This window comes from Dongia sp. P2_B8, from assembly GCF_056404715.1.
This window is the reverse complement of sequence record NZ_JBFUDM010000002.1, coordinates 484,620-507,472: the sequence shown is the minus strand read 5'-3', so window position 1 is coordinate 507,472 and position 22,853 is coordinate 484,620. Positions and strand designations below refer to the sequence as shown.

The 22,853-nt window shown below is 62.0% G+C and carries 20 protein-coding genes; 7 read left to right on the top strand and 13 right to left on the bottom strand.

The genetic code is table 11. The features are described from left to right. Positions 1-238: 238 nt before the first annotated feature. From AC1DWZ_RS07225 to AC1DWZ_RS07195, 7 genes are all read right to left on the bottom strand, one after another. Positions 239-916: a glutathione S-transferase family protein gene (locus tag AC1DWZ_RS07225; protein ID WP_477168196.1), complete on the bottom strand. Its 678-nt coding sequence runs from the start codon at positions 914-916 to the stop codon at positions 239-241. 66 nt (positions 917-982) lie between these two features. After that, positions 983-2,050 (bottom strand): GGDEF domain-containing protein, encoded by a 1,068-nt coding sequence (locus tag AC1DWZ_RS07220; RefSeq protein ID WP_477168195.1) that lies wholly within the window; start codon positions 2,048-2,050, stop codon positions 983-985. 276 nt (positions 2,051-2,326) lie between these two features. After that, complete coding sequence (locus tag AC1DWZ_RS07215) at positions 2,327-3,154, bottom strand: glycosyltransferase family 2 protein (protein WP_477168194.1); 828 nt, start codon at positions 3,152-3,154, stop codon at positions 2,327-2,329. Positions 3,155-3,199: 45 nt separating this feature from the next. Continuing rightward, entirely contained in the window at positions 3,200-3,712 is a 513-nt protein-coding gene (locus tag AC1DWZ_RS07210) for a hypothetical protein (RefSeq protein WP_477168193.1), read from the bottom strand. An 82-nt stretch (positions 3,713-3,794) separates the two neighbouring features. Beyond that, positions 3,795-4,799, bottom strand: a complete 1,005-nt coding sequence (ypfJ, locus tag AC1DWZ_RS07205; RefSeq protein ID WP_477168192.1) for a KPN_02809 family neutral zinc metallopeptidase — start codon at positions 4,797-4,799, stop codon at positions 3,795-3,797. Positions 4,800-4,900: 101 nt separating this feature from the next. Beyond that, positions 4,901-7,111, bottom strand: a complete 2,211-nt coding sequence (locus AC1DWZ_RS07200; protein WP_477168191.1) for a methyl-accepting chemotaxis protein — start codon at positions 7,109-7,111, stop codon at positions 4,901-4,903. Positions 7,112-7,304: 193 nt separating this feature from the next. Beyond that, positions 7,305-9,539 carry a primosomal protein N' gene (locus tag AC1DWZ_RS07195; RefSeq protein WP_477168190.1) on the bottom strand — a complete coding sequence of 745 codons (2,235 nt, stop codon included), beginning with the start codon at positions 9,537-9,539 and terminating at the stop codon, positions 7,305-7,307. 164 nt (positions 9,540-9,703) lie between these two features. Here AC1DWZ_RS07195 and fsa point away from each other — a divergent pair, with 164 nt between their 5' ends. The 3 genes from fsa (at position 9,704) to AC1DWZ_RS07180 (ending at position 12,150) form a co-directional block, all read left to right on the top strand. Then, positions 9,704-10,360 (top strand): fructose-6-phosphate aldolase, encoded by a 657-nt coding sequence (fsa, locus tag AC1DWZ_RS07190; protein WP_477168189.1) that lies wholly within the window; start codon positions 9,704-9,706, stop codon positions 10,358-10,360. An 81-nt stretch (positions 10,361-10,441) separates the two neighbouring features. Next, entirely contained in the window at positions 10,442-11,164 is a 723-nt protein-coding gene (locus AC1DWZ_RS07185; protein ID WP_477168188.1) for a DUF484 family protein, read from the top strand. Beyond that, positions 11,140-12,150 (top strand): tyrosine recombinase XerC, encoded by a 1,011-nt coding sequence (locus tag AC1DWZ_RS07180; protein WP_477168187.1) that lies wholly within the window; start codon positions 11,140-11,142, stop codon positions 12,148-12,150. Before AC1DWZ_RS07185 ends, AC1DWZ_RS07180 begins: the two co-directional genes overlap by 25 nt. A 149-nt stretch (positions 12,151-12,299) precedes the next feature. On the opposite strand, the gene AC1DWZ_RS07175 is transcribed toward AC1DWZ_RS07180, so the two are convergent. Further along, positions 12,300-13,178 (bottom strand): LysR family transcriptional regulator, encoded by an 879-nt coding sequence (locus tag AC1DWZ_RS07175; RefSeq protein ID WP_477168186.1) that lies wholly within the window; start codon positions 13,176-13,178, stop codon positions 12,300-12,302. A 127-nt stretch (positions 13,179-13,305) separates the two neighbouring features. Here AC1DWZ_RS07175 and AC1DWZ_RS07170 point away from each other — a divergent pair, with 127 nt between their 5' ends. After that, complete coding sequence (locus AC1DWZ_RS07170) at positions 13,306-14,070, top strand: sulfite exporter TauE/SafE family protein (RefSeq protein ID WP_477168185.1); 765 nt, start codon at positions 13,306-13,308, stop codon at positions 14,068-14,070. Positions 14,071-14,135: 65 nt separating this feature from the next. On the opposite strand, the gene AC1DWZ_RS07165 is transcribed toward AC1DWZ_RS07170, so the two are convergent. The 3 genes from AC1DWZ_RS07165 to AC1DWZ_RS07155 form a co-directional block, all read right to left on the bottom strand. Continuing rightward, positions 14,136-15,158 (bottom strand): PstS family phosphate ABC transporter substrate-binding protein, encoded by a 1,023-nt coding sequence (locus AC1DWZ_RS07165; RefSeq protein ID WP_477168184.1) that lies wholly within the window; start codon positions 15,156-15,158, stop codon positions 14,136-14,138. Between the two features lie 213 nt (positions 15,159-15,371). Then, positions 15,372-15,950 (bottom strand): HD domain-containing protein, encoded by a 579-nt coding sequence (locus AC1DWZ_RS07160; RefSeq protein ID WP_477168183.1) that lies wholly within the window; start codon positions 15,948-15,950, stop codon positions 15,372-15,374. 18 nt (positions 15,951-15,968) lie between these two features. Continuing rightward, entirely contained in the window at positions 15,969-17,120 is a 1,152-nt protein-coding gene (locus tag AC1DWZ_RS07155) for a TauD/TfdA family dioxygenase (RefSeq protein WP_477168182.1), read from the bottom strand. Positions 17,121-17,221: 101 nt separating this feature from the next. Here AC1DWZ_RS07155 and AC1DWZ_RS07150 point away from each other — a divergent pair, with 101 nt between their 5' ends. Then, entirely contained in the window at positions 17,222-18,133 is a 912-nt protein-coding gene (locus tag AC1DWZ_RS07150; RefSeq protein ID WP_477168181.1) for a LysR substrate-binding domain-containing protein, read from the top strand. On the opposite strand, the gene AC1DWZ_RS07145 is transcribed toward AC1DWZ_RS07150, so the two are convergent. Further along, positions 18,134-19,471 carry an ATP-binding protein gene (locus AC1DWZ_RS07145; RefSeq protein WP_477168180.1) on the bottom strand — a complete coding sequence of 446 codons (1,338 nt, stop codon included), beginning with the start codon at positions 19,469-19,471 and terminating at the stop codon, positions 18,134-18,136. It abuts the gene before it with no gap. 211 nt (positions 19,472-19,682) lie between these two features. Between AC1DWZ_RS07145 and AC1DWZ_RS07140 the strand changes: the two genes are divergently transcribed. Continuing rightward, positions 19,683-20,627, top strand: a complete 945-nt coding sequence (locus tag AC1DWZ_RS07140) for a hypothetical protein (RefSeq protein ID WP_477168179.1) — start codon at positions 19,683-19,685, stop codon at positions 20,625-20,627. 385 nt (positions 20,628-21,012) lie between these two features. Next, the gene (locus AC1DWZ_RS07135; protein ID WP_477168178.1) at positions 21,013-21,918 is read left to right on the top strand and encodes a hypothetical protein; all 906 of its coding nucleotides are present in this window, start codon (positions 21,013-21,015) and stop codon (positions 21,916-21,918) included. A gap of 10 nt (positions 21,919-21,928) precedes the next feature. Here the strand turns inward: AC1DWZ_RS07135 and AC1DWZ_RS07130 are convergent, their stop codons facing one another. Then, the gene (locus AC1DWZ_RS07130; protein ID WP_477168177.1) at positions 21,929-22,792 is read right to left on the bottom strand and encodes a class I SAM-dependent methyltransferase; all 864 of its coding nucleotides are present in this window, start codon (positions 22,790-22,792) and stop codon (positions 21,929-21,931) included. Between the last annotated feature and the right edge of the window lie 61 nt (positions 22,793-22,853).

The following is a 22,853-nucleotide window of genomic DNA, read 5'->3' as shown; positions in this document are numbered from 1 at the left end:
TGCCGGCACAAGCCTCAACCGGCCCGTCTCAGCAGATTTCCGCGCTGCGACAGGCGGCGGGTTAGTAACATATGGTTTCAGGCTAATCAACAGGCCCAAGCCCATGACCGCGCGGAATCATCAAACCACTGGAATACCGCGATAATTCATCGCTGCCGGCAGCCTCGAATTATTACCTGCGCGAGATGCCGCAGCCGCAGCGACAAGGCACTGTCATTAACCAATCACGCCTGCCCAATCATGCCTGCGCAAGCGCTGGCGATAATTCGCGGTCGGCAGCGGCGATTTCCGCGGCTGCCTTGGCAAAAGCCGGTCGCGCCAGCAAGCGGCGATACCATTTTGCCAAAGAGGCGTGAGGGTCGAGGGACGGTCCGTTCAGGCGCTGGGTAAAAAGGATGGTCATGAACAGGCCGATATCGGCGACCGAGAGGTTGCCGCAGAAGAAATCCTGCGCACCCAAGCGCCGGTCGAGCTCGGCAAAGCGTTGGGTAATGGCGCCTTCGGCGGCTTTCCCGGCTGCCACCTGCTCGGCATGGCGCGCGGCATCCGGGTGTGGCGGCTCGGTACGGAACAGCAGCTGGCGAACCGGCGTAAACAGGATCTCGTCGGCATCAAGTTCCAGGAGCCTGCAGCGCGCCCGCTCCTGCGGGGTCGCCGGATAGAGCGGCGGATTGGGATAGAGCTCCTCAAGATATTCGAACATCACGGTCGAATCGAAGAGGGTGAGGTCACCATCCACGAGCACCGGCACCTGGCGCTTGGGGTTGCCGGCCACCACCGCCGGGTGCTTGGGCTGGTAGCCTTTCTCCTGGGTGAAGGCCACGAACTCGCGCTCATGGGGAATGCCCTTTTCATTGAGGGCAATCTCCACCTTGCGCGAAAACAGGCTCAGTGGCCCGACATAGAGTTTCAGCATGACCCGCCCCATCACAATGGATCGGAACAATACAAGAACAGCCGTAAAGGAGCAAGCGCTGGAGAATCAGGCGACGTGCTTGGGCGCCCGCCGCGCGGTTTTATCCGCATACATCAGGGCATCGGCGGCGGCGATCAGTGCTTCCAGCGGTTCGCCGCGGCCAGCGGTGACATCGCGCGGGGCAATGTCGACATGGCCCAGGCTGAACGAAAGGCGCGGGTCGCGGGCAGACAGGCGATTGGTATTGCTGAGTGCCACCGCCAGCCGCTGCAGGATCTCGTTCGAGGTTTCATTGCGGTCGGTCGCCAGCACGCCGAATTCATCACCGCCCAACCGCGCCACGATGTCGGTCTTGCGGAAGACATTCTGCAGCAGGCGCGCTGCGTCGAGGAGCATGGCATCGCCGGCAGCGTGGCCCTTTGTATCGTTGAGCTGTTTCAGCCCATCAAGATCGAAATAGAGGAGATGGCAATGATCGCCCCGGCGGCGCGCCGATTCCAGCGCCCGGTCGGCAAGCAGCCGGAAGCCGCGGCGGTTATAGATGCCGGTGAGCTCGTCGGTGAGTGAGAGCTGCCGCACGGCCGCCTCGGCCCGCTGCCGTTCCTCGATCTCATCCATCAGATGCCGGTTGGCAGCCGCCAGTTCCTCAGTCCGCTTCAGGATGCGCGCTTCCATCTCGGCAAAGATCTGCACGTTCTCCATCGCGATCGAGGTCGAATCCGCGAGCGCCTGCAGCAGCCGCACCTGCTGCTGCGTGGCCCCATAGGGCTGCGCCCAATAGACGCCGATGGCGCCGATCGGGTCGAGGGTCCGGATCGGGACCATCACCAGGCTTTTGACGAAGGTCGGGCGATAGGCATCCTGCGGAATGCGCTCGTCGACCAGGATGTTCGGGATCACGGCCGGCTGCTTGTTGAGCATCGCCCAGCCACTGACACAGGTTTCAATGGGAAAGCGCTTGCCCTTCCACAGAGGTGCAATCGCGTCTTCGTCCTTGTAGAAGCAATGATCATTATCCCGGAGGACGAAGGTGGCACCGTCGGCCGTGACCATTTCACGGGCCGCGTTGCGCACGATCTCGGTGACCCGGTCGAGGGAGCGGGCCAGCGACAATTGCTGAACGGAGTCGATCAAGCGATTCAAATTACAGTCCCCGATCATGCTGGCAAACGCCGGCATCCCCACAGCTCGCCAGCGCGCCCATCCCGGCGTTCTCACGAAACCGGCCGGATCTGCATGGCATAGCAACAGAACCTTTCGGTCTCGTTAAACTACCCGACTTTTCCTCAAATACGCACATAAATGCACGGTTCTGCGCCTATTGGCAGGCGCGCGGCCGCTAGAAGAACCAGCCTTTCGTGCAGCGCTGATCTTTCTGCGCGAGCATCGGTCCAGGGAGACATGCTGTGGTTAGTGCGCGGCGACAAAGGTCTGAAAATCGCGCCGGTCGCCCTTGGCCAGCGCCGCCTGAAAGGCCGCGTTCATCTTCTGCCATGTGCGGAAGACCGAAATGGCGGCGGCGTGATGGGGTGCCGGAATCAAGGTTTCGCCGCCACTGATCATCGCCATCAACCGGTCATAGCCGGCACCGATTCCGTCGATAAAGCGATCGCCCCTGGTCGCCGAACCCGGCCTCAGGCGCAGCTGGTAGACGGAAGTTGCCACGAACGGTGCGCTGGCCCCGCAGAGGGCCAGCGTTTCCAGATCGAACAGAACATCTTCGGCCAGCACATCCTGCCAGCGCCGATCCGGCAGGTTCCGCGCGATGCCATGGAGCGAGCCATAGGCGGTGGCGAAATCGGCAAAGCCAACCACATTCCCCGCCGGTTTCCCCGCCGGTCCGATCTCGCGCACGATCCCGCCGGCCCAATCGGTGAGTCGCGTTTTGCCGAAGGCCGCCCCATGGCGTTCCGCCAACGGCATGAGGCGCGCCAGATAATCCGGCTGCCACAGATCGTCGGCATCGAGCAGCGCAATGAAATCACCGCGTGCCATGGTCAGAGCCCGGTTGCGTGCAAGGCCCGGCCCCGTCCGTACTGGCACATCGCCCAGAACCCGCACGCGCGGATCGAGCTGTGCCAGAAAGGAATAGTTTGCGGCGTCGCACGACTCATCCGGCGAGATCAGAATCTCGATATCGGCAACACCCTGCGCCAACGCCGACCGTACCGCCTCAGCGATGAAGTCCTGCGCCTGATAGGCAGCGATGATGACGGAGATGATAGGTGCGTTGCTCACGCGGCGAGATTAGCGAAGCAAACACTTCAGGGGAATGGTCTCTGTTTAGACTACTGCGGCCTCAGCCTTGGCTCTCCAGAACGACGATTTATTCCAGGGATTCATTACTGCAGACGCTCCCAGCAAAACGGTGAAGACATAAACATCCAAAGAACATGGAATGCTCCAGGAAGAGCTCGAGCGGCCTGCCGATTGATACGAGCTCGACGAGCACTGAGTTACGATCCCTATGTGGTGAGCAAATGGGATGAGAATGTTCATGGCGCCGACGATAAGCGCAAGAATACCCAAAAAGCCAAAGAAGGCCCGACAGGACGGGAACCAGAACCAGCGCGCGTTCAGAGCGTCCATCAACTTGTCAGCACTATGCCAGCGGTACTCCATACGCGTGGTCAGCCAGAGCGATAGGAAAACGCTAACCAGCGGGACAAGTGGATTATTCGTCTCGCCCCAATCATTCACGTCAAATGCCAAACCGGCCAGTGTGCCGATCGTCGCAACACAACCCTCAACCAGCGCGAACAAAATGAATGCCAAGCCAAATCGTGCGATGAACATCCAGAAGGAGCCTCGTGAGATCAATCGGTTTTATTAATGCTACTCCGACGCGAGCGCGCCGCCAAGTATGCTCGTGTCTGCGTCAGAGCTGCGTTGCGTTGAAGGTGTCGCAGGCTTCCATGTCGCCGGTGTCCAGGCCCCGCTTGAACCAGCGCACGCGTTGGGCGGAGCTGCCGTGGGTGAAGCTGTCGGGCACCACGCGGCCGGTGGCCTGGCTTTGCAGGCGATCGTCGCCGATGGCGCTCGCAGCACCGAGGCCCTCGTCAATGTCGCCCGGTTCGAGCTTTAGATTTTCATCCTGGGCCTCGACCTGATGCGCCCAGATGCCGGCAAAGCAATCGGCCTGCAATTCGACGCGGACCGAGAGCGCATTGGCGCTGGTCTTGCTCATCTGCGCTGTGGCTTCGCGCACCTTCTTGTCGATGCCGAGCAGGTTCTGCACATGATGGCCGACCTCATGGGCGATGACATAGGCCTGCGCGAAGTCACCGGGGGCGGCAAAGCGCTCGCGCAGGTCGCGATAGAAATCGAGGTCGATATAGACCTTCTGGTCCGGCGGGCAATAAAACGGGCCCATGGCCGCATCGGCATAGCCGCAGGCGGATGAGACGCTGCCGGAGAACAGCACCAGCGTGGGATTGCGATAGCTGCCGCCGGCGTCACGGAAGATGCCGCCCCAGACGTCTTCGGTGCTGCCCAGGATGACCGAGACGAAATCCTTGAGTTCGGCTTCCGAGGCATCGCCGCTGCCGCCGGTTGTCGCGGGTGCTTCATAGCTCGACTTGCCACCGAGGATATCGCCCACGATATCGCCGCTGCTGTCGCTGCTGCCGTCATAGGAGCTGCCAGTTGTGGTGCCCCCCGTGACGCCGGAGAGGATCGCCATCGGGTCGAAGCCCAAGACACTGGCGATGACGAAAAAGGCGATGATGCCGATAAGGCCGATGCCACCGACACGGGGGCCACGGCCGCCACCCAGACCGCCGCCTAATCCACCGCCGCCGAGGCCGCCAAACCCGCCCCGGAATCCGCCGGATCCGCGCTGATCGGAAACATTGTCGCTACGCCGCCCACCGCGCCATTGCATGACGGGATACTCCCCTTGCCAAATCGTGCCGTTATTCTAGCACGACGGAACCGGGGCCAAGAACACCCCCGCCCAGAACAGGCAGGGGCGTCGCTGGTTCCCTAGCCGGCCCGGACGCTCGACAGGAAGCCATCGATACGGTGTTCAAGATCCTGGAAGCGGCTTTGCAGCTGGCCGACCGCCGAGACCATGGCACCGGCCGCCATGCCGGAATTCTGGGCCGATTCGGAGACCAGGCTGATCTGCTGCTGCAGCTCGCCTGTGCCGCTCGCAGCCTCGCTGACAGCACGGGCGATTTCCGTGGTGGCCGCATCCTGTTCCGTCACCGCGGCAGCGATGGTGCTGTTCACCTGGCTGATCTGTTCGATGGTCTTTGCCACTTCGGCGATCTCGGACGCGGCAGCGCCGGTCGATTGCTGGATCGAACTGATCTGGGCCGAGATTTCCTCGGTCGCCTTGGCGGTCTGCGTTGCGAGATTCTTCACCTCCGACGCCACCACCGCAAAGCCCTTGCCGGCTTCGCCAGCGCGGGCCGCCTCGATCGTGGCGTTCAAGGCCAGCAGATTGGTCTGGCCGGCGATATCGTTGATGAGTGTCACCACCGAACCGATCTGTTCCGCTGCCGCCACCAGCGCATTGACCAGGGTCACCGTATTGTGCGCCTTGCCGGCTGCCTGGCTCGCGATGGAACTGGAATTGTTGGCCTGCTGGCTGATCTCGCGGATCGAGGCGGAAAGTTCTTCGACCGCCGCCGCCACCGAGGACACGTTCTCCGAGACGTGGCCGGCCGTGGCACTGACACTTTGGCTGCGGCCGACATTTTCGCTCGAGACCTGCGACATCTGCTCGGCCGATTGGTTCATGTCGCGCGAGGTCGCCGCCATGGAACCGATCGCCTCCGAGACCTGGCCTTCGAAGGATTCAGCAAGCCGCAGGCGACCCTGGCGCTGGTCTTCCTCAGCCTGGCGCTTCATCGCGTCCTGGCTTGCCACCAGTTCGCGGTTCTGGAGCGCGTTCTGGCGGAAGGTTTCGACAGCATCGGCCATCTGGCCAAGTTCGTCCTTGCGCCCCAATGCCGGAATAACGAGGTCGAGGCGGCCGGCCGCCAATTGCTGCATGGTCGCGGTCATGCCGGTCACGGGCTTGGCGATGCTGCGACCGACAAACCAAGCAAGGATGATGCACAGCAGGATGGCAATGGCACCGATCACCAATGCCAGCTGCCGCATCTCCGACATCCTGGCCAGCACCAGCGATTTCGGCACGCTGATCTTGATGCTCCAATGATCTGGCGAATCCTCGAGATTGAGCGGCACCAGGGCCGAATAGGTCTCGATCGTCGGCAAGGCGAAATTGTCACCGGCCTCGATCGGGTCGGCTGTCTTGCCGGCGGCCTTCGCGGCTTCGTCGGCAGCTGTCTTGCCGCTCTTGGCCTTCTCGGCAAAGGTCGCGGGGTCGACCATCAGATTGCTCGCATCCTCGCCGACCACGGTTTCACCAGCGCGCATCTTGTCGGCATTGGCCGTGTAGAAGGCATCGTCGGCCAGGGTGCCGACGGCGTCGACGCCGGCTGGATGGGCTGCCCAATGGCCGCCATTGTCGATGAGAGCGGCACGACCTTCGCCCCAGGGGCGCTGGTCGGCGATCTGCTGCACCAATTCGTTGAGGCGAAAATCGATGCCGAACACGCCGACGAATGTATCGCCATCCTTCACCGGCACGCAGAGTGAGACCAGCCAGATGATGTTGCCGCCACCGAAATCCCAACCAGCCGGATCGGTCACGTGAACTTTGCCGGTTTCCTTGGGCACATTGTAGTAGTCGAGCGGATTGGTGGACGTGTCGAAATCATAAGATTTGTCGAGCACGATCTTATCGCCGTCGCGATAGGCATAGGGTACGTAGCGGCCATTGCTCTTGACCGCCGTGGGTGCATCGTCGCGGCCGGCAAAGTCGGCATCCTTGCCATCGAAGGTGTTGGGCTCGAAGGTGCCCCAGGCACCGAACCAGTTCTTTTCCGGCGCGAGCGTCGTCGACAACATCGATTCATAGCGCGGCCGGTCGGCCAATTTCTGCTGGCGCCAGCCCAGCGCCGTCGCGCCGAAGGTGCGTGCCGTCGACATGGCGCGGGCAAACTGGCGTTCGACATCGCCCGCCACCGACTTGCCGAGATTGGCCATTACCAATTTGGCCTGGCCTTCGAGTGCCGTACTCGCCTGCCAGGTGAGGGTAAAGGCGACAGCGGCGACAGCGATGCCGGAGAGCAAGGCACCTGCAATGACGATACGACCCCGAATGCCCAATGTCGGCATGAAACATCCCCTCACATTTAGCCGCGTCTGATGCGCGTTGATGCTCCTGTCTAAGTCAGCGCGCTTAAAAACCCGTTAATTCAGCACCTAATGCATTCATTAGATGGCCTAATGACAGCGTTGATCATGACGCCTGCGCGTCGGGGGCTGACTGTGACGCTTTCGCGTCGGGGCTGATCACGACGCCTGCGCGTCAGACGAAGCTGTAGGGATCGATATCAATCTGCAGGCGCAAATCGCCGGGAAATTTCTGGCCGCGCAGCCAGTTCTTCAACACGGATTGCGGGGCGATGTCGCGCCGCGTCTTCAAAAGGAAACGGATGCGGTGGCGGCCGCGCAGCAAGGCGAGCGGTGCCGGTGCTGGCCCGAGCACCGTCACACCCTCGCGGTGCGGTGCCTGGCGGGCAAGCTCCTGCGCCTTCGCCGTGACGGCACCCAGTTCATGCCCGGAGACGATGAGGGCGGCCAAGCGCCCATAAGGCGGCATGCCGGAGAGGCGCCGGTCTTCCGCTTCCGCCGTCATGAAGGTTTCGCGGTCGCCGGACTTCAGCGCCTGCATGACGGCACGGTCTGGATCATAGGTTTGGAGGTACACGCGGCCCGGTTTTTCGCCACGCCCGGCGCGGCCGGCCACCTGCTGCATCAACTGATAGGTCCGCTCGGCGGCGCGAAGATCGCCGCCATGGAGGCCAAGATCGGCATCGACCACGCCCACCAAGGTGAGGTGCGGAAAATTATGCCCCTTGGCAATGATCTGGGTGCCGATGACCAAATCCACCTCGCGCTCGGCGACACTGCGCATGAGAGATTCCGCCTTGGCCGGACCCGTCACCGTATCGCTGGTCAGCACCAGGCGGCGCGAGTCCGGGAACAGAAGCTCCGCCTCCTCCGCCAGCCGCTCGACGCCGGGACCGCAGGCGGCAAAATGCCCCTCTGCCCCGCAGGCGGGACAGGATGGCGGCACCGGCGCCTCGAAGCCGCAATGATGGCACATCAGTTTCTGATGGAAGCGATGCTCGACCAGCCAGGCGGTGCAGCGCGGACATTGCAGGCGATGACCGCAACCACGGCACAGGGTCAAGGGCGCATAGCCACGGCGGTTGAGGAAGAGGAGCGCCTGTTCGCCGGCCGCCAGAGTCTTTTCGATCTCGGCCTTGAGCGATGGCGCGATCCACGAATTCTTCAAGGGCTTGTCGCGCCTGAGATCGATAATCTCGATCACCGGCATGGTGGCGCCGCCATGGCGGTCCGGCATGTGGAGGGCGCGGTAGCGGCCGGTCTCGACATTGACCATGGTTTCCAGCGATGGTGTCGCGGAGGCCAGTACCACCGGGATCTTGGCCAGATGCCCGCGCACCACCGCCATGTCGCGCGCCTGATAGATGACGCCGTCTTCCTGCTTGAAGCCGCTTTCATGCTCTTCATCGACGATGATGAGACCAAGATCGCGGAACGGCAGGAACAAGGCCGACCTCGCCCCTACCACCACCTGTGCCGAGCCGTCGAGGACAGCGCGCCAGGTGAGGCGCCGCTCCAGCCCGGTGAGTTCCGAATGCCATTGCGCCGGCAACGCGCCAAACCGGGCTGCGAAGCGCTTCAGCCATTCCGGCGTCAGGGCGATTTCCGGCACCATCACCAGTGCCTGTTTACCCGCGCGCAAGGCAGCCGCGATCGCTTCGAAATAGACCTCGGTCTTGCCTGAGCCGGTGACGCCGTCGATCAATGTGACGCCAGGCTGCAATTGCGAAAGATCGTTGGCAGCCGCTTCCTGCGCCGCAGAGAGCAGCGGGCCGGCAGTCGCTGGGTCCGGTTGGCCGAAGGGCCGCCTCTGGGCCAGCGGCACGGCGCGCAGCAAGCCGGCCTTGCCCATGTCGATGATGACGCCGGCGCTGACACCGGCAAGACGTGCCAGTTCCGTCGGCGGCAAGGCCAATGATTCCTGCGGCGACGATCCCTGCAGCACATCCAGCACACGCTGGCGCGTGGGTGTCAGCTTGGCGCCTTCCGTGACGCCGACGGTCCAGCCCTTCAAGGCACGTTCCGGTTCCAGCGCATCGGGCACGCTCATCGCCATGCGCAGGACGGCACCGACCGGCGCCATCGTATATTGCGCAACCCAATCGATGAAGCCGCAGGAGGCGCTGGGCAGAGGCGGCAGTTCCAGTCGTGCGGCAACGGGCTTCAGTTTCGCGGGATCTACATCGCCGCCGGCGGCACCCCAGACCACGCCGGTGACGCTGCGCCGGCCGAGCGGCACAGTCACGAAATCGCCCCGGGCAAGGTCGAGCCCATCGGGGACCAGATAGTCATACGCCTGAAACAGCGCCAAGGGTACAAGCACGCCAACTACCCGATGCGGCGAAGCCACAGGGAGCCCGAACGGGATCTGTCCGTTGCCATCCTGGTCGCTATCGGTTTCGGTTGGCATTGCGGGGCTCGGGGGCTAGACTCGGGGTGAATTGATTCGCCGCACGGATGTTCATGCAGATGTTCATACTGGCACTTGATCAGCGGATCTATATAGCCTAGTTGCTGGCGCATCACCGATAAAGGCCTGGGATGTTTCCGGGCGCTACTTTCAGGAACCATGTCATGAAGTTTTTTGTCGACACCGCAGACGTCAAGGAAATCCAGGAGCTTGCGTCCACAGGCTTGCTTGATGGTGTAACAACGAATCCGAGCCTGATCGCCAAATCCGGACGCCCCATTCTCGACGTCATCAAGGAAATCTGCACCATCGTCGACGGGCCGGTCAGCGCCGAGGTGACCGCCACCGATCACAAGACCATGCTGGCCGAAGGCCATAAGCTCGCCAAGCTTGCGAGCAATGTCTGTGTCAAGGTGCCGCTCACCGTCGACGGACTGAAGACCTGCAAGGTGCTCTCGACGGAAGGCACCAAGGTCAATGTAACGCTTTGCTTCTCGGCAGCGCAGGCACTCCTCGCCGCCAAGGCCGGGGCAACCTTCATCTCGCCGTTCGTCGGCCGCCTCGACGATATCGGCCAGGACGGCATGGAACTCATCGCCGACATCATCCAGATCTATTCGTCTTACTCTGCCTTGAAGACCGAAGTGCTGGTGGCCTCGGTCCGCCATCCGGTGCATGTCATTGCTGCCGCCAAGATGGGCGCCGATGTTGCCACCTTGCCGCCCGCAATCCTGAAGCAGATGTATAATCACCCGCTGACCGATAAGGGCCTTGCCGCGTTCCTTGCGGATTGGGCCAAGACCGGCCAGTCTATCTTGTAAGACTGTCTATCTTGTAAGACTGTCCATCTTGTAAGAATGTCTATCCTGTCGTTTCGATCAAATGGCTGATCACGAGTAGCGATGTCGGAACCGGTCGAAGACGTCAAAGCGAAACCGAATGCGGGCGTGAGCGCCGCACAGGTGGCCGCCTATCTGAAGCGGCACCCGGATTTCCTGTCACGTCATCCTGAATTGCTGGATGCACAGGTTTCACCTAAGCGCCATAAGGGCGAAGGTGTGGTCGACCTGCAGCAGTTCATGATGGAGCGGCTGAAGACCGATGTCGCGCGGCTGCGTGCCGACCAGGACGAGATCATCGCCAACAGCCGCGACAATCTCAACACCACCGAGCGCATCCACAATGCGGTGATTGCGCTCCTGGAGGCCGAGAGCTTCGAGCAGTTCATCGAGATCGTCACGGGCGATCTTGCCTTCTTGCTGGAAGTCGATGTGGTGTGCCTATGTCTGGAACTGACCGACGTCACCTCGCGCCGGCCCAAGCATGACGGCATCCAGTTCCTCGACCGCGGTGCCGTCGACCGCCTGATCGGTAAAAGCCGGAAGGTGTGGCTGCGTGACGAAGTCGAGGGCGATCCTGAGATCTATGGCGGTGCTGCCGACCTGGTGCGCTCCGACGCCATCCTGCGCCTCTCCATCAGCAAGGTGGCGCCGGCTGGCCTCATCGCCTTCGGCACGCGCCATCCCGGCTATTTCCATGCCGGGCAAGGGACCGAATTGATGAGCTTCCTGGGGCGCATCATCGAATTCGGCGTCCGCTCATGGCTGGATCTGCCAAAACCCTGACAGGCTCCAGCAAAGCCAGCTCGGCCGAGACGGCGGCCGTGCTCGCCACCAATCCATTGCTCTTTGCCAAGGCCGATCTGGTGGCCGCCCTCAAGCATTGGCTGAATTATCTGGCGCAGGAGCGCCGCGCCTCCGCCCATACGATCAGCGCCTATCAGACCGATGTCGGCGACTTCCTGAAGTTCCTCAGCTTCTATGATGGTGATGCGCCGAATGTGGCGCGCCTGGGGTCCCTCACCCGCAGCGATATCCGCGCCTGGCTGTCGCAGCGGGGTGGCCGCGGCCTCGTGGCCGCCAGCAATGCGCGTGCCCTGTCGGCCGTCAAAAGCCTCGCCCGCCGCCTGGTGCGCGACGGCAAGATCGAGATCGGTGTGCTGGGCACACAGCGCGGACCGCGCCTGCCGCGCTCGGTCCCGAAGCCGCTCAACGCCGCCGAAGCGGAAGCGGCCCTCGACAATATCGACACGCTCCACGATGAACCCTGGCTGCAGAAGCGCGATCTGGCCGTCCTGCTCCTTCTCTATGGTTGCGGCCTGCGCATCTCCGAAGCGCTCGGCCTTGCGCGCAAGGATGCGCCCCAAGCCGGCGGCACCTTGCGCATCACCGGCAAAGGCAACAAGACGCGGATGGTTCCCGTGCTGCCCGTGGTCGCCGAGGCCATCGCCGATTATCTCTCGATCTGCCCATGGCCCATGGCCAAGGACGGCGCCCTGTTCCTCGGTGCCAAAGGCGGCCCCCTCAGCCCTCGCCTCATCCAGCGCAGCCTGCAGACCCTGCGGGCCCAGCTTGGCCTGCCGGAAACGGCGACGCCGCATGCACTGCGGCATTCCTTCGCCACCCATCTCCTGGCCGGCGGCGGCGATCTGCGCGCCATCCAGGAACTGCTGGGCCACGCCTCCCTCTCCACCACCCAGCGCTACACCGAAATCGACGCCGCCCAATTGATGAGCGTCTATCAGGCCGCCCATCCCAGGGCGAAGGGATAGGGGCGAAGGGATAGCCACCCTGTTCTCCGGATACGGTCTAGAGAGAAAGGCCGATAGATGCGCTTGCGCGCTCGACACCCCAGCCCATCGGCACGATGCGCGGCCAGCGCCCGCGCAAGGACCTGCAGCAGTCATAGACGGTGCCAGGGTCAGAAAGCCTGGCCCAGAAGGGTGGCGTCGATCCATGCAAGGACGGCGGCAATCCGCGCCAGTGGGCGAAGATCGGGATGCGTCAGCAGCCAGATCTCCCGTTCGGGCAGAGCCGGGCCGTTCACATCGATGCGCGCGAGACCGGCAATGCGATCGGCAACGAGGCATGGCAGGAGCGCGCGGCCGAGCCCGGTCAGAACAGCCTGCACCAGCGTGTCCGCATCGTTGACCGCGATCGCAGCAAAGCCGCCCTCCTTCAACGCGACCTTGGCCGTCCAGCGCGCCTGCGGCAGATGCGACATGCCGTCTTCATAGGTAAGCCATGGCAATGCGTCTGCCTTGTCCAGGGTCTCCACGGACGTGTAGGCGGCATAGGCCAGTTTGCCGATACACCGCGCGATGACCTTGGCGCCCACCTCGGGTTCAGGGCGCGTGAGGCGCAATGCGATATCCGCTTCGCCGCGCGTCAGGCTAAGGCCCCGGGCATCGGCGATGAGTTCGATGCGCAGGCCCGGGTGGCGCGCGACCAGCGTGGCCACCGCCGGAATAAGGAACTTGTTGACCAGGATGGGAACGGCGGTGACGCGTACGGTGCCGCTGGCAAGAGTGTCGACGCCCTTGACCGCCGCCGTGAGGCCGCCGACTTCCGCTTCGATCAGTTCCGCCCGTTGCACCGCGATCTCGCCGGCCTGTGTCGGTCGCAAATTTCCCTCAGCGCTGCGCTCGAACAAGCGGGCCTCCAAGACGGATTCGAGAACGCGCAGGCGCCGGGCGACCGTCGTCGGGTCGATGCCGAGCTGCCTTGCCGCGGCGGCATGGGACCCGCTGCGCGCCACAGCCAGGATGTAGCGAAGATCGTTCCAGTCTATAGCCTGCATATTTGCAGTATGAACCGGCATTTTTACCATGAGAAGCTGGAATTATGCCGGTCTATCCTGGCACTGTTCGTCGGGCAGGAAACCATTGCCCGTTTGCCGCGCCCTTTACCACCGGAGCTATGCCCGCATGCTCGATTTTCTCACCGCCGGCCTGAGCCAGGGAGAGCTTCTCTGCCTGACGATCGCGGCCACCCTTGCCGGGCTCGCGCGTGGCTTTTCCGGTTTTGGCGCCGCTCTCATTTTCATGCCGCTCGCCAGCACCGCCATCGGCCCTCGCATGGCGGCGCCGCTGCTTCTGGCCATCGATTCGGTCATGGCACTTGGTCTCATCCCCAATGCCTGGCGGCGCGCCGACAAGCGCGCCATCGGCATCATGGCGGCGGGTGCGATGATCGGCATTCCTCTGGGCACGCTGGTGCTCACCTTGGCCGATCCTATTCTTGTCAGATGGTCGATCGCCCTGGTGGTCGCACTGCTTTTGCTGCTGCTCGTGTCCGGCTGGCGCTATCGCGGGGAACCGACGGCGCTCCTCACCATGGGGGTCGGTGGCCTATCCGGCCTGTTCGGCGGTGCGGCGCAAATCGGCGGCCCGCCCGTGATGGCCTATTGGCTTGGCGGGACGCTGCCCATCGATCGCGTCCGCGCCAACATCGTCATCTATTTTGTCTGTTCCACGGTGATCACGATCGTGAGCTATCTCTCGGGCGGCTTGATCACGCTGCCCGTCCTCTCCCTGGCATTGATGAGCGCGCCGTTTTACGGGGCTGGCATTTATGCGGGGTCATATCTCTTCGGTCGCACCAATGAGACGGTCTTTCGTTTTCTGTCCTATGCACTGATTGCCATAGCGGCCCTCATCAGCCTGCCGATCCTCGATCCGATCCTGCGCTGATAACGAAAAACCCTCCCCCGCTATCGGCGAGGGAGGGTTCTTTGCTGCGCCTGAGCGCAGGTTGCTTACATCATCGGCGTGAGGTTGCCAGCGTCCTGCTGGACCTTTTTGAGCTTCTCGGCCGGGAAGGGGATCATGCCCTTGTCGGCGAGATAACCTTCTTCACCGGCGGCCTTGTCGCTGGTGAATTCGCTGATGAATTCACGGATGCCCGGAACCTGGCCTTCATGCTGGTTCTTCACGTAGAAGTACAGCGTGCGCGAGATTTCGTACTTGCCGTCGACGATGTTCTCAAAGGTCGGCTCGACACCGTCCATGACACTGCCCTGGAGCTTGTCTTCGTTCTGCTCAAGGTAGGAGTAGCCGAAGATGCCGACCGCGGCCGGGTTGGCTTCAAGCTTCTGGACGATCAGGTTGTCGTTTTCACCGGCATCGATATAGGCGCCGTCTTCACGGATCGAGCCGCATGCGCCCTTCTTGGCTTTGTCATCTTTGATAGCATCGATTTCGGGAACACCTTTGCAACCATTATCCATCACCAGTTCGATGAAGGCATCGCGGGTGCCGGAGGTCGGCGGCGGGCCAAGTACTTCGATCTTGTCAGCGGCCAGTGCCGGGTTGACGTCTTTCCAGGTCTTGTAGGGGTTGGCGACGAGCTTGCCACCGACCGGGACTTCCTTGGCCAGGGCCAGCCAGACGTCCTTCACCGAAAGCTCGTAGCGGCTATGTTGCTTCGAATTGGCTAACGCAATGCCGTCATAACCAACCGGCACTTCGGTGATCGAGGTGACGCCGTTGGCCTTGCAGGTTTCGATTTCGCTGTCTTTGATCTTGCGGCTGGCATTGGCGATGTCGGGGGTGTCTTCGCCAACGCCGGCGCAGAACAATTTGATGCCGCCGCCGGTACCGGTCGATTCAACGATCGGGGTCTTGAACTTGCCGGCCTTGCCGAATTCCTCGGCGACCGCGGTCGAGAACGGATAAACGGTCGACGAACCGACGATGTGCAGCTGGTCGCGAGCCTGGGCAGCGCCGGCGGTCAGGATGACGATGCCGGAAGCTGCGAGGGCGAGAGAGATTCGTTTCATGGCAGAAACCTTTTTTGGGTGAAACCAAGCAGCGCCGTTATTAGGTCGCTTCCATGACAGCCGGTTTTCGTTTTTATGACAGTTGAGTGACGGTGCCGGCGCAAACGCACGGTTCGCCTGAGCTTTTCGCCCTATCCTGCCGCATCCCAATGAAAAGCTTCGCCTTATTACGGACCGTGACCCTTTGGTGTCACGGTCCCGACTTCACCGATTTTACGCCGCCACCTTCACATAGCGCGGGTCATGGGCCTTGCGGCCGAAGATTTCCCGTACCAAAGGCTCCCAATAGCTGAGCGGCTTGGTGGCGTAATCGGGGTCGAACGAGGCCTGGTCCCAGCTTTCACAGAAGCGGTCGCAGGCGCCGTACCAGGCATGACCGCGGAATTCATCGCGGGCATTCCGGTTGCCGCCCAGATGATGGGCGTAATAGTACATTTGGAAGATGCCGTGCTTCTCGATAACCCAGGTCACCTCCGCCCGCACATAGGGACGGATGAGGCCGGCGGCGATTTCGGCATGGTTATAGGGTGCAAGCTCATCGCCGATATCGTGGATGAGGGCTGCAGCCACCATTTCCGGATCCGCGCCATCGGCTTCGGCACGTGTTGCCGATTGCAGGGAATGCTCGAGCCGGCTCACCTTATAGCCTTCCAGCGAATGATCGAGGCGCGCGAGGGATTCCATGACGCGGTTTGGCAGCCCCACGGCAAAGTCACGCTCCGATTTATCCAGCATCAGATAATCGTCGCGGGTGCCGTCCTTCATCTGCAGGAAACTGACCGTCTTGCCCATGCTCTTCACTCCCTCATTCTATTCGGCGGCCAGCGCGTGCTGGATGCCCTGGCGCTGCAGCACCCGGTAGAGGCTGCGCGGTCCATCGCTGTCGATGTAGCAGCCTTGCAGATGGCGGATGCCTTCCTGCGTGTCGAAAGACGTGCGGCCATGCAACAGGCGGCGATTGTCGAACATGACCAGATCGCCATCATCAAGCCGGAAGCGGATCTCGAATTCCGCAGCTTTCAACAGGCTGTCGAGATGGCGCCTGGCATCGTAGAAGGCCTGCAGCTCGGCGGCCGGCAGCAACGGCGAGAAATCGAGGCGCGGGCTGAAATGCACGGCCTGGAACACCCCATTCTCGTCGAGCTTCAGATGCGGGGCCCAAGCGACGTGCTCGGCATCGACGTCCTGGAAGCGGAATCGGCTCTGCACTTTCGTGAGCAAACGATAAGCATTCGCATCGCGCTGGCGCAGCGCTTCGGCGCAGGCAAAGCCGTCGACCAGGGTCGAAAGACCACCCGAGGTCTGGTTGGTCAGGCAGTGCAGCAGCTGGATGCCCGGCGCCGGCTCCCGGTAGGGATTGTCCGTATGCGGATCCAGCGACAGCGAGCTGTAGGCCAGGTCATTGGCATTGGGGATCGAGCGGACATTGAACAGCCGCCCGAAATTGGTGTCGCGCACGAAGCCGAAACTCTCGGCCACCTGGAACAGCGCCTGGTCGATTTGCGGGACACCGTGCAGGATCACGAAGCCATAGCGCAGAAACTTGCTGACGATGTCGAGGCGCAGGGCGTCGCCCGGCTGCTCTTGCCATTGTGCTTCCGGCATCGGGTTGAGGCTGGCGTCCCAGGCGATGAGGGCCGGCAGCCCGTCATGCCCCGGCCGCATCCCCGCTTCGCCGAGCAGGTCCTGCTCATTGAAATGACTTTCGACCCCATCGCTGAAGGTGACCGATATCTGATCCGGACCGCTGCGGCGCACGCCGGCCAGCGCCAAGGCGGGGTCGAGATCGGAAGGATTGTAGAGCCGCTGGCCGGTGCGAGCATCCACGCTGGACGCTGACCGGCAGCGTTCCCGCAGCCATAGCGGATGGAGGTCGATGGGCACGGCACCATCCATGTGAAGGCGGAGGGTGGGCGTCGGATGGTCGCGGATCTCGATCTGCGGGCGGTGGTTGGTCGGCATTCTGTTGAAATTCCATCAAATATCAGGATTTCAGCATTTTTGCAGATGCCGTAAGCTACTGAATAGCTGCCATAAACTTTGATCTGATATAAGCTATTAGTATGTCTGTGCGTCGATTCCCGCCAATTGGGTGCCTGATCCCCTTCGAAGCTGCCGCAAGGTTGGGCAGCATGTCGGCGGCTGCCCGCGAATTGGGCGTCAGCCAGCCGGCGATCAGCCGGCAGCTGCAGATCTTGGAAGCCGATCTCGGCCAGCCGCTGTTCTACCGCAACCGGCGCGGCCTTACCCTGACCACGGCCGGGAACGGCTATCGCCATGCAGTGGCGCTCGGCCTTGATCACATCGCCGCGGCAACCGCGACCCTCCGCGCGCAGACCGGCGACCAGACGGTGCGTATCGCCACCAATTTCGGTTTTGCCCAGCAATGGCTGATGCCGCGCCTGGCGCAGTTGCGCGATGCCTATCCGCGTCTCGCCTTCCGATTGATGACCAGCGACGATGATGACGGGCTGGATATGGCGGAGTGCGATATCGCCATCCGCTTTGGCACCGGACAGTGGCCGGGTTCGCATGTGATCGATCTCTTCGCCGAAGAAGTCTTCCCGATCTGCACACCGGCTTACCTGGAGCGGCGGCCGCATCTTGGGCGCCGGGACCTCGCAGCTGCTTCACTGCTGGAGGAAAATCTCCTCCATCTCGACAGCAGCAATGCCGATTGGCTGGATTGGAGCGATTGGCTGCGGCTCCATCATGTGGTGACGCAAGCACCCAAGCCACAGATGCTCTACAGCACCTATCCCCTGGTACTGCAGGCGATCCTCAGCGGCGAAGGTATCGGCCTCGGTTGGCGCGGGCTGGTTGACGGCTTGCTGCAGGCGGGGACATTGGTGCAGCTCCTGCCCGGCCTGCGGCGGGAACAGCATGGCTATTTCATCACCTACCGCCGCAATCACCCCACGGACCGGCTGCTGCGCAAGATCGCCGATTGGCTGGTCGCACAGGCCGGCAGCTAATCAGGCTGCCTTGGCCGGTGCTGCGTCCATTGGCAGATAGATGGTGAAGGTGCTGCCCTGGCCCAGCACCGACTGGATTTCCAGCTTGCCGCGATGCCGGTTGACGATGTGCTTGACGATGGCAAGGCCGAGGCCCGTGCCACCCAGATCACGCGAGCGCGCAGTATCGACACGATAGAAACGTTCCGTCAGGCGCGGCAGATGTTCACGCGCGATGCCCTGCCCTTGGTCCTGGATACGCAACGCCACTGCCGCAGGCACGCCCTTGGGATGCGGCAGGTGCAGCCGCAGCAATGCCGGATCGGTGATGATGTTGGCAGCGATGGTGACGACCGCCTGGTCGCGGCAATATTTCAGCGCATTGTCGACCAGATTCTGCACCACCTGTGTCAGCTCATCGGCATCGCCCGGCACCATCGGCAGCGTTGCGGGATCCGGCGTGCGGATGACAATGCCGCGTTGTTCGGCTTTCAGCACCAGCCCGTCCACCACCGACGCCAACAGGCGTTTCAAATCGGCATGGCCTTCAGGTGGCTGATGTTCATTGAGCTCGATGCGCGAGAGCGACAGCAGATCGGCGACGATGCGGCTCATGCGCTGCGCTTCGGTCAGCATGATGTCGAGAAAGCGCGCCCGCGCCTGTTCGTCATTGCGCGCCGGACCTTTTAGCGTTTCCAGGAACCCGATCAGGGTGGCAAGCGGTGTCTTCAGTTCATGGCTGACATTGGCCACGAAATCGCTGCGCAGCGATTCGGCGCGGCGCAGATTCGAGACATCGTGAAACACAATCAATGTCCGGCCGACGGCTGCCCCCTCTTCGTCGATGGCGGAGAGTTCCGCCACCAGGGAATGGCCGGCAATCTCCGGCAGCTCGACCGCTTCGGGTTCCGCACCGCGCGCCAGCGCATCGAGCGCCGTCAACAGCGCCGGCTGCCGCAAGACCGAGAGCAGGCTGCGCGCCTCGATATCCGATCCCAGCAGCGTCCGCGCCGCCATGTTGGCAAGGCGGATCTGCCGCTGCCCGTCCAGCACCAGGATCGGGTCCGGCAGCGCATCGAAGACCGCCCGCGAGCTGCTGAGAATGATGTCCGGCGTAAGACCGACAGGCTGGCCGGTTGCTGCCGGGGACGATCCAGGCAGGGGTGCCTCGGCCGCATCCGGCTGCGGCGTATGGTGACGCAGCACGATGAAGGCCAGAGCCGACAAGGCAGCTGCCAACACCACCACCAGCAGCGGCCAGTCGCTGCGGCCGGTAAAACCGACCAGAGCCGCCATGGCCACGATGACCACCGCCAGGTCACGAAAAAGTGTCGCGAAGCCCTTCCGCACGACGCCCATCTCACTCCATAATGGATTAATTCGTGGTTGCAGCCGTTATGACAAGATACCTGCCCACGAAGCCGATCAATCTAAAAACGATTCCAGGTCCAAACGATTCCAGATTCAAACGATTCTTCAGGCCGCGCGACTGAGACTGAGCACCGCTAAGACTCGACGAGACCGAATCGAGCAACAGTAAAGAAACTTCCGCAAGAGAGGAAACCCTGTCATGGATAATTCACGCCGCAACCTGCGCGCCAGCCGCGACATCATTTCACTTAAGACATTGGCCCTGGCCCTGACGGCGACGGCCGGCCTGACGCTCGGCGGTCTCTTGCTGCCCGCCGCCCCGGCCCAGGCCGAGAATGCAGTTCCCACCTATCAACCCTGGACCGGCACCACGCAGGGCAAGGCCAGTCAGAAAATGCTGACCGACCTCAAGGCAAAGATCGCCCAGGCCGAAAAGGACCAGGCCGCCTCGCCGGATTTCATCGCTGATCTGAAGCAAGTCATTGCCGAATACGAAGCCGCCACGATGGTCTCGCAGGCGCAGCCCTTCCTCGACAATTTCAGCGATGGCGAATTTGCCACCAACCCGACCTGGAAGGTGACCGCCGGCAGTTGGCAGGTCGACAAGTCGGGCAACAATAAGGGGCTGGTCAGCAAGATCCGCCAGCAGGCCAATCTCAACTCGCTGCTCGGCAATCTCCTCAATCCGCAAGGCGGCACCACGCAGCAAACCGCCAACGCGCAATATGCCGCGATCTATACCAAGGCAAAGCTGCCGGGCCTCTTCACGGCGAGCGCCAAGTTTACCTCGAAGGATCGCTATGGCGGCCTGCAGATGAGCCTCTATCAGGGCGCCTCGGCACAGAACCAGTATCGTGTCGCCTATCAGCCCGGCAACAATCAGGGCCTGGTGCTGCAGAAGGTGACTGCGAACGGCGCCACGGTGCTGGGCAGCTATAACGGCGTCATCAATCTGGAAGACGGCAATGTCCACACCTTGTCGTTCAGCCGGGATTCCACCGGCAAGATGATCGTGCTGCTCGACAACCAAACCGCCATCAATGCCAACGACAAGAGCCTGACCGGCGATCTCGACGGCATCCTGCTCACCAATGTCGGCGGCAGCTACTGGATCCGCGAAGTGTCGGTGAAGCCGCTGCCGTAGACACGGCGTCTTGCTTTCATGACCGTTCCTGCCTTAGGTCCGAAAGACCATAGGCCAGGAAACATAGGCCAGGAAACATAGGACTGGGGCCGATCACGACCACGTCGTGGTCGGTTGCCAGATGTGCCTATTGCCTCATTCTGGCAAAGGCAACACCGGCAGGCTCTTCAGCCAGAGGTTTATGTTGTGCTGCCGGGATCGAATCTCAGTTCCTGCCATTGTCACACTAGAACTAGAAGCCAATACGACCGTGTCGCCAGTACGACCGTCGCACTGATCCAGTCATGCCGACGGGCGAAACGGGAAATCGTAAAGGATTGTCCCTAGATCAGGAAACACGGTCATGAAAATCTTACGCCGGGATCCGGTTAAGAGCACACCCCCCATGTCCACCAGAATGCTCGCCCTCACCACCTGCTTCGGGCTCGCACTGAGTGGCGCCTTCCTCTCCATGCCCCTGGCCATACCGCTTGCCCAGGCAGATGGCGCCGCCGTTGCGACCTACCAGCCATGGACGGGCACGCAACAGGGCAAGACGACAAAGGCATTCCTGCACGATCTCAAGGCAAAAGTCGCGCAGGCTGAAAAAGACGATGCCGCGTCGCAAGACTTTATCGACGATCTGAACCTCTTGATCACCAACTATGAGGCCGCAGCCATAGTCTCTCAGGCACAGCCTTTCTTCGAAAACTTCAGCGACGGCGACTTTACAGCCAATCCCACCTGGAAGGTCACCACCGGTGTCTGGCGGCTTGACATCAAAGGCAAGAATATCGGCCTGTTGAGCACTGTCCGGCAGCAATCCGGCCTCAACACGTTGCTCGGCGGATTGCTGAATGCGCAAGGAACTCAACAGCAATCGAACACGCAGCTTGCGGCCATCTATACCAAGGCGAAGCTTCCGGCCGCCTTCTTGGCCAGCTTCAAGTTCACGTCAGTCGATCGTTATGGCGGTCTGCAGATGAGCCTTTATCAAGGTGGATCGGCACAGAACCAGTACCGCCTGACCTATCAGCCGGGCAACAGCCAGGGTCTGCTGCTGCAGCGTGTCTCGGCTGGCGGCCTGACCGACCTAGGCAGTTATGACGGCACCATCAATCTTGAAGATGGCAAATCACATGAACTGTCTTTCAGCCGCGATCCCGATGGCGCGATGCTGGTCGTCATGGATGGCCAGACCGCCATCACGGCAGATGATGACAGTCTCGGCGGAAACTTCGACGGCATTCTTTTGACCAATGTCGGTGGCCGTTACTGGGTTCGTGAGGTCGCGGTGAAGCGGCAGAACTAACAGCCGTCCGTCAACGCTTCTCAAGCCACAAGGATGTCGCCAGATTGTTGTGGCAAGGCAGTGTCGCCACCAGCGACGCTGCCAATTCTTTTGCCATGCGTGTCTGCACATAGCGGCTGGCAAAGAGCGCGCGATAGGCGCCGCTGGTAAGCAGCGGCAGGGCCGCCAGCTGTTCGTTGTAACCACGCCACGCCCAGTCCGCAGGATAATCGTCGGGCAGGAAGATGTCATGGATGTGGACGAGAACGCCGCTGGGCAAGCCCGGTAGGATGCGGTTGAACAGCTGATCGACATCGGTGCCAGGCATCAGAATATGGCTGGAATCAATGAACAGAATGTCACCGCGGCCAAGTTCGGCAAAGAGCGCTGGATCCACATCATCGAGCACGCAGCGCTGAAGCTGGATCCGCAGCAGGCTGCAATCGGCGCGCGGTGCCGGATCGATCGCCACATGGCGCGTCGGCAGGGCGCCATCAGCAATGGCGCGGGCGGCAAAACGGGTCGAATGGCCGGATCCGATTTCCAGCAGTAGGCGCGGGGCCTGCGCACGGACCGTGGCATAAAGAATGGCGGCGTCGAGTGGTGCAAACCAATCCTGGTTCCAGCGCGGCGCCGGTGCTTCGGCCAGCGCCTCGATCTGCGTCAGTTCGGTGCGATAGGTATCGAGGCGCGTCAGCGCCGCCGAGAAATGCGAGTGCGATGCGGCGAAGAGATGGCTGGCAAGGTCATAGCCTGCCGGCGAGCGCACCTGATGGGCATAGCGATAGGGGATGAAGAAGCCGCGTTGCCGGGCGCCCGTCAATGTCGTGAGGCCAAGCATCAGCTTGCGCCAGAATTTCCCGATCGGGGGACTGATATGGGGTGGGTTCGGCATGAACGCTTGCCCTGGATAATGCCATGTTCGGGACACGAATCGTCGTGGCGAACATGACCGG

Bases quoted from the DNA above. Each gene is read 5' to 3' on its own strand.
- AC1DWZ_RS07225 (WP_477168196.1), bottom strand. From the start codon at position 916: ATGCTGAAACTCTATGTCGGGCCACTGAGCCTGTTTTCGCGCAAGGTG.
- AC1DWZ_RS07210 (WP_477168193.1), bottom strand. From the start codon at position 3,712: ATGTTCATCGCACGATTTGGCTTGGCATTCATTTTGTTCGCGCTGGTT.
- ypfJ (WP_477168192.1), bottom strand. From the start codon at position 4,799: ATGCAATGGCGCGGTGGGCGGCGTAGCGACAATGTTTCCGATCAGCGC.
- AC1DWZ_RS07200 (WP_477168191.1), bottom strand. From the start codon at position 7,111: ATGCCGACATTGGGCATTCGGGGTCGTATCGTCATTGCAGGTGCCTTG.
- AC1DWZ_RS07195 (WP_477168190.1), bottom strand. From the start codon at position 9,539: ATGCCAACCGAAACCGATAGCGACCAGGATGGCAACGGACAGATCCCG.
- fsa (WP_477168189.1), top strand. From the start codon at position 9,704: ATGAAGTTTTTTGTCGACACCGCAGACGTCAAGGAAATCCAGGAGCTT.
- AC1DWZ_RS07185 (WP_477168188.1), top strand. From the start codon at position 10,442: ATGTCGGAACCGGTCGAAGACGTCAAAGCGAAACCGAATGCGGGCGTG.
- AC1DWZ_RS07180 (WP_477168187.1), top strand. From the start codon at position 11,140: ATGGCTGGATCTGCCAAAACCCTGACAGGCTCCAGCAAAGCCAGCTCG.
- AC1DWZ_RS07175 (WP_477168186.1), bottom strand. From the start codon at position 13,178: ATGCAGGCTATAGACTGGAACGATCTTCGCTACATCCTGGCTGTGGCG.
- AC1DWZ_RS07170 (WP_477168185.1), top strand. From the start codon at position 13,306: ATGCTCGATTTTCTCACCGCCGGCCTGAGCCAGGGAGAGCTTCTCTGC.
- AC1DWZ_RS07165 (WP_477168184.1), bottom strand. From the start codon at position 15,158: ATGAAACGAATCTCTCTCGCCCTCGCAGCTTCCGGCATCGTCATCCTG.
- AC1DWZ_RS07160 (WP_477168183.1), bottom strand. From the start codon at position 15,950: ATGGGCAAGACGGTCAGTTTCCTGCAGATGAAGGACGGCACCCGCGAC.
- AC1DWZ_RS07155 (WP_477168182.1), bottom strand. From the start codon at position 17,120: ATGCCGACCAACCACCGCCCGCAGATCGAGATCCGCGACCATCCGACG.
- AC1DWZ_RS07150 (WP_477168181.1), top strand. From the start codon at position 17,222: ATGTCTGTGCGTCGATTCCCGCCAATTGGGTGCCTGATCCCCTTCGAA.
- AC1DWZ_RS07145 (WP_477168180.1), bottom strand. From the start codon at position 19,471: ATGGGCGTCGTGCGGAAGGGCTTCGCGACACTTTTTCGTGACCTGGCG.
- AC1DWZ_RS07140 (WP_477168179.1), top strand. From the start codon at position 19,683: ATGGATAATTCACGCCGCAACCTGCGCGCCAGCCGCGACATCATTTCA.
- AC1DWZ_RS07135 (WP_477168178.1), top strand. From the start codon at position 21,013: ATGTCCACCAGAATGCTCGCCCTCACCACCTGCTTCGGGCTCGCACTG.
- AC1DWZ_RS07130 (WP_477168177.1), bottom strand. From the start codon at position 22,792: ATGCCGAACCCACCCCATATCAGTCCCCCGATCGGGAAATTCTGGCGC.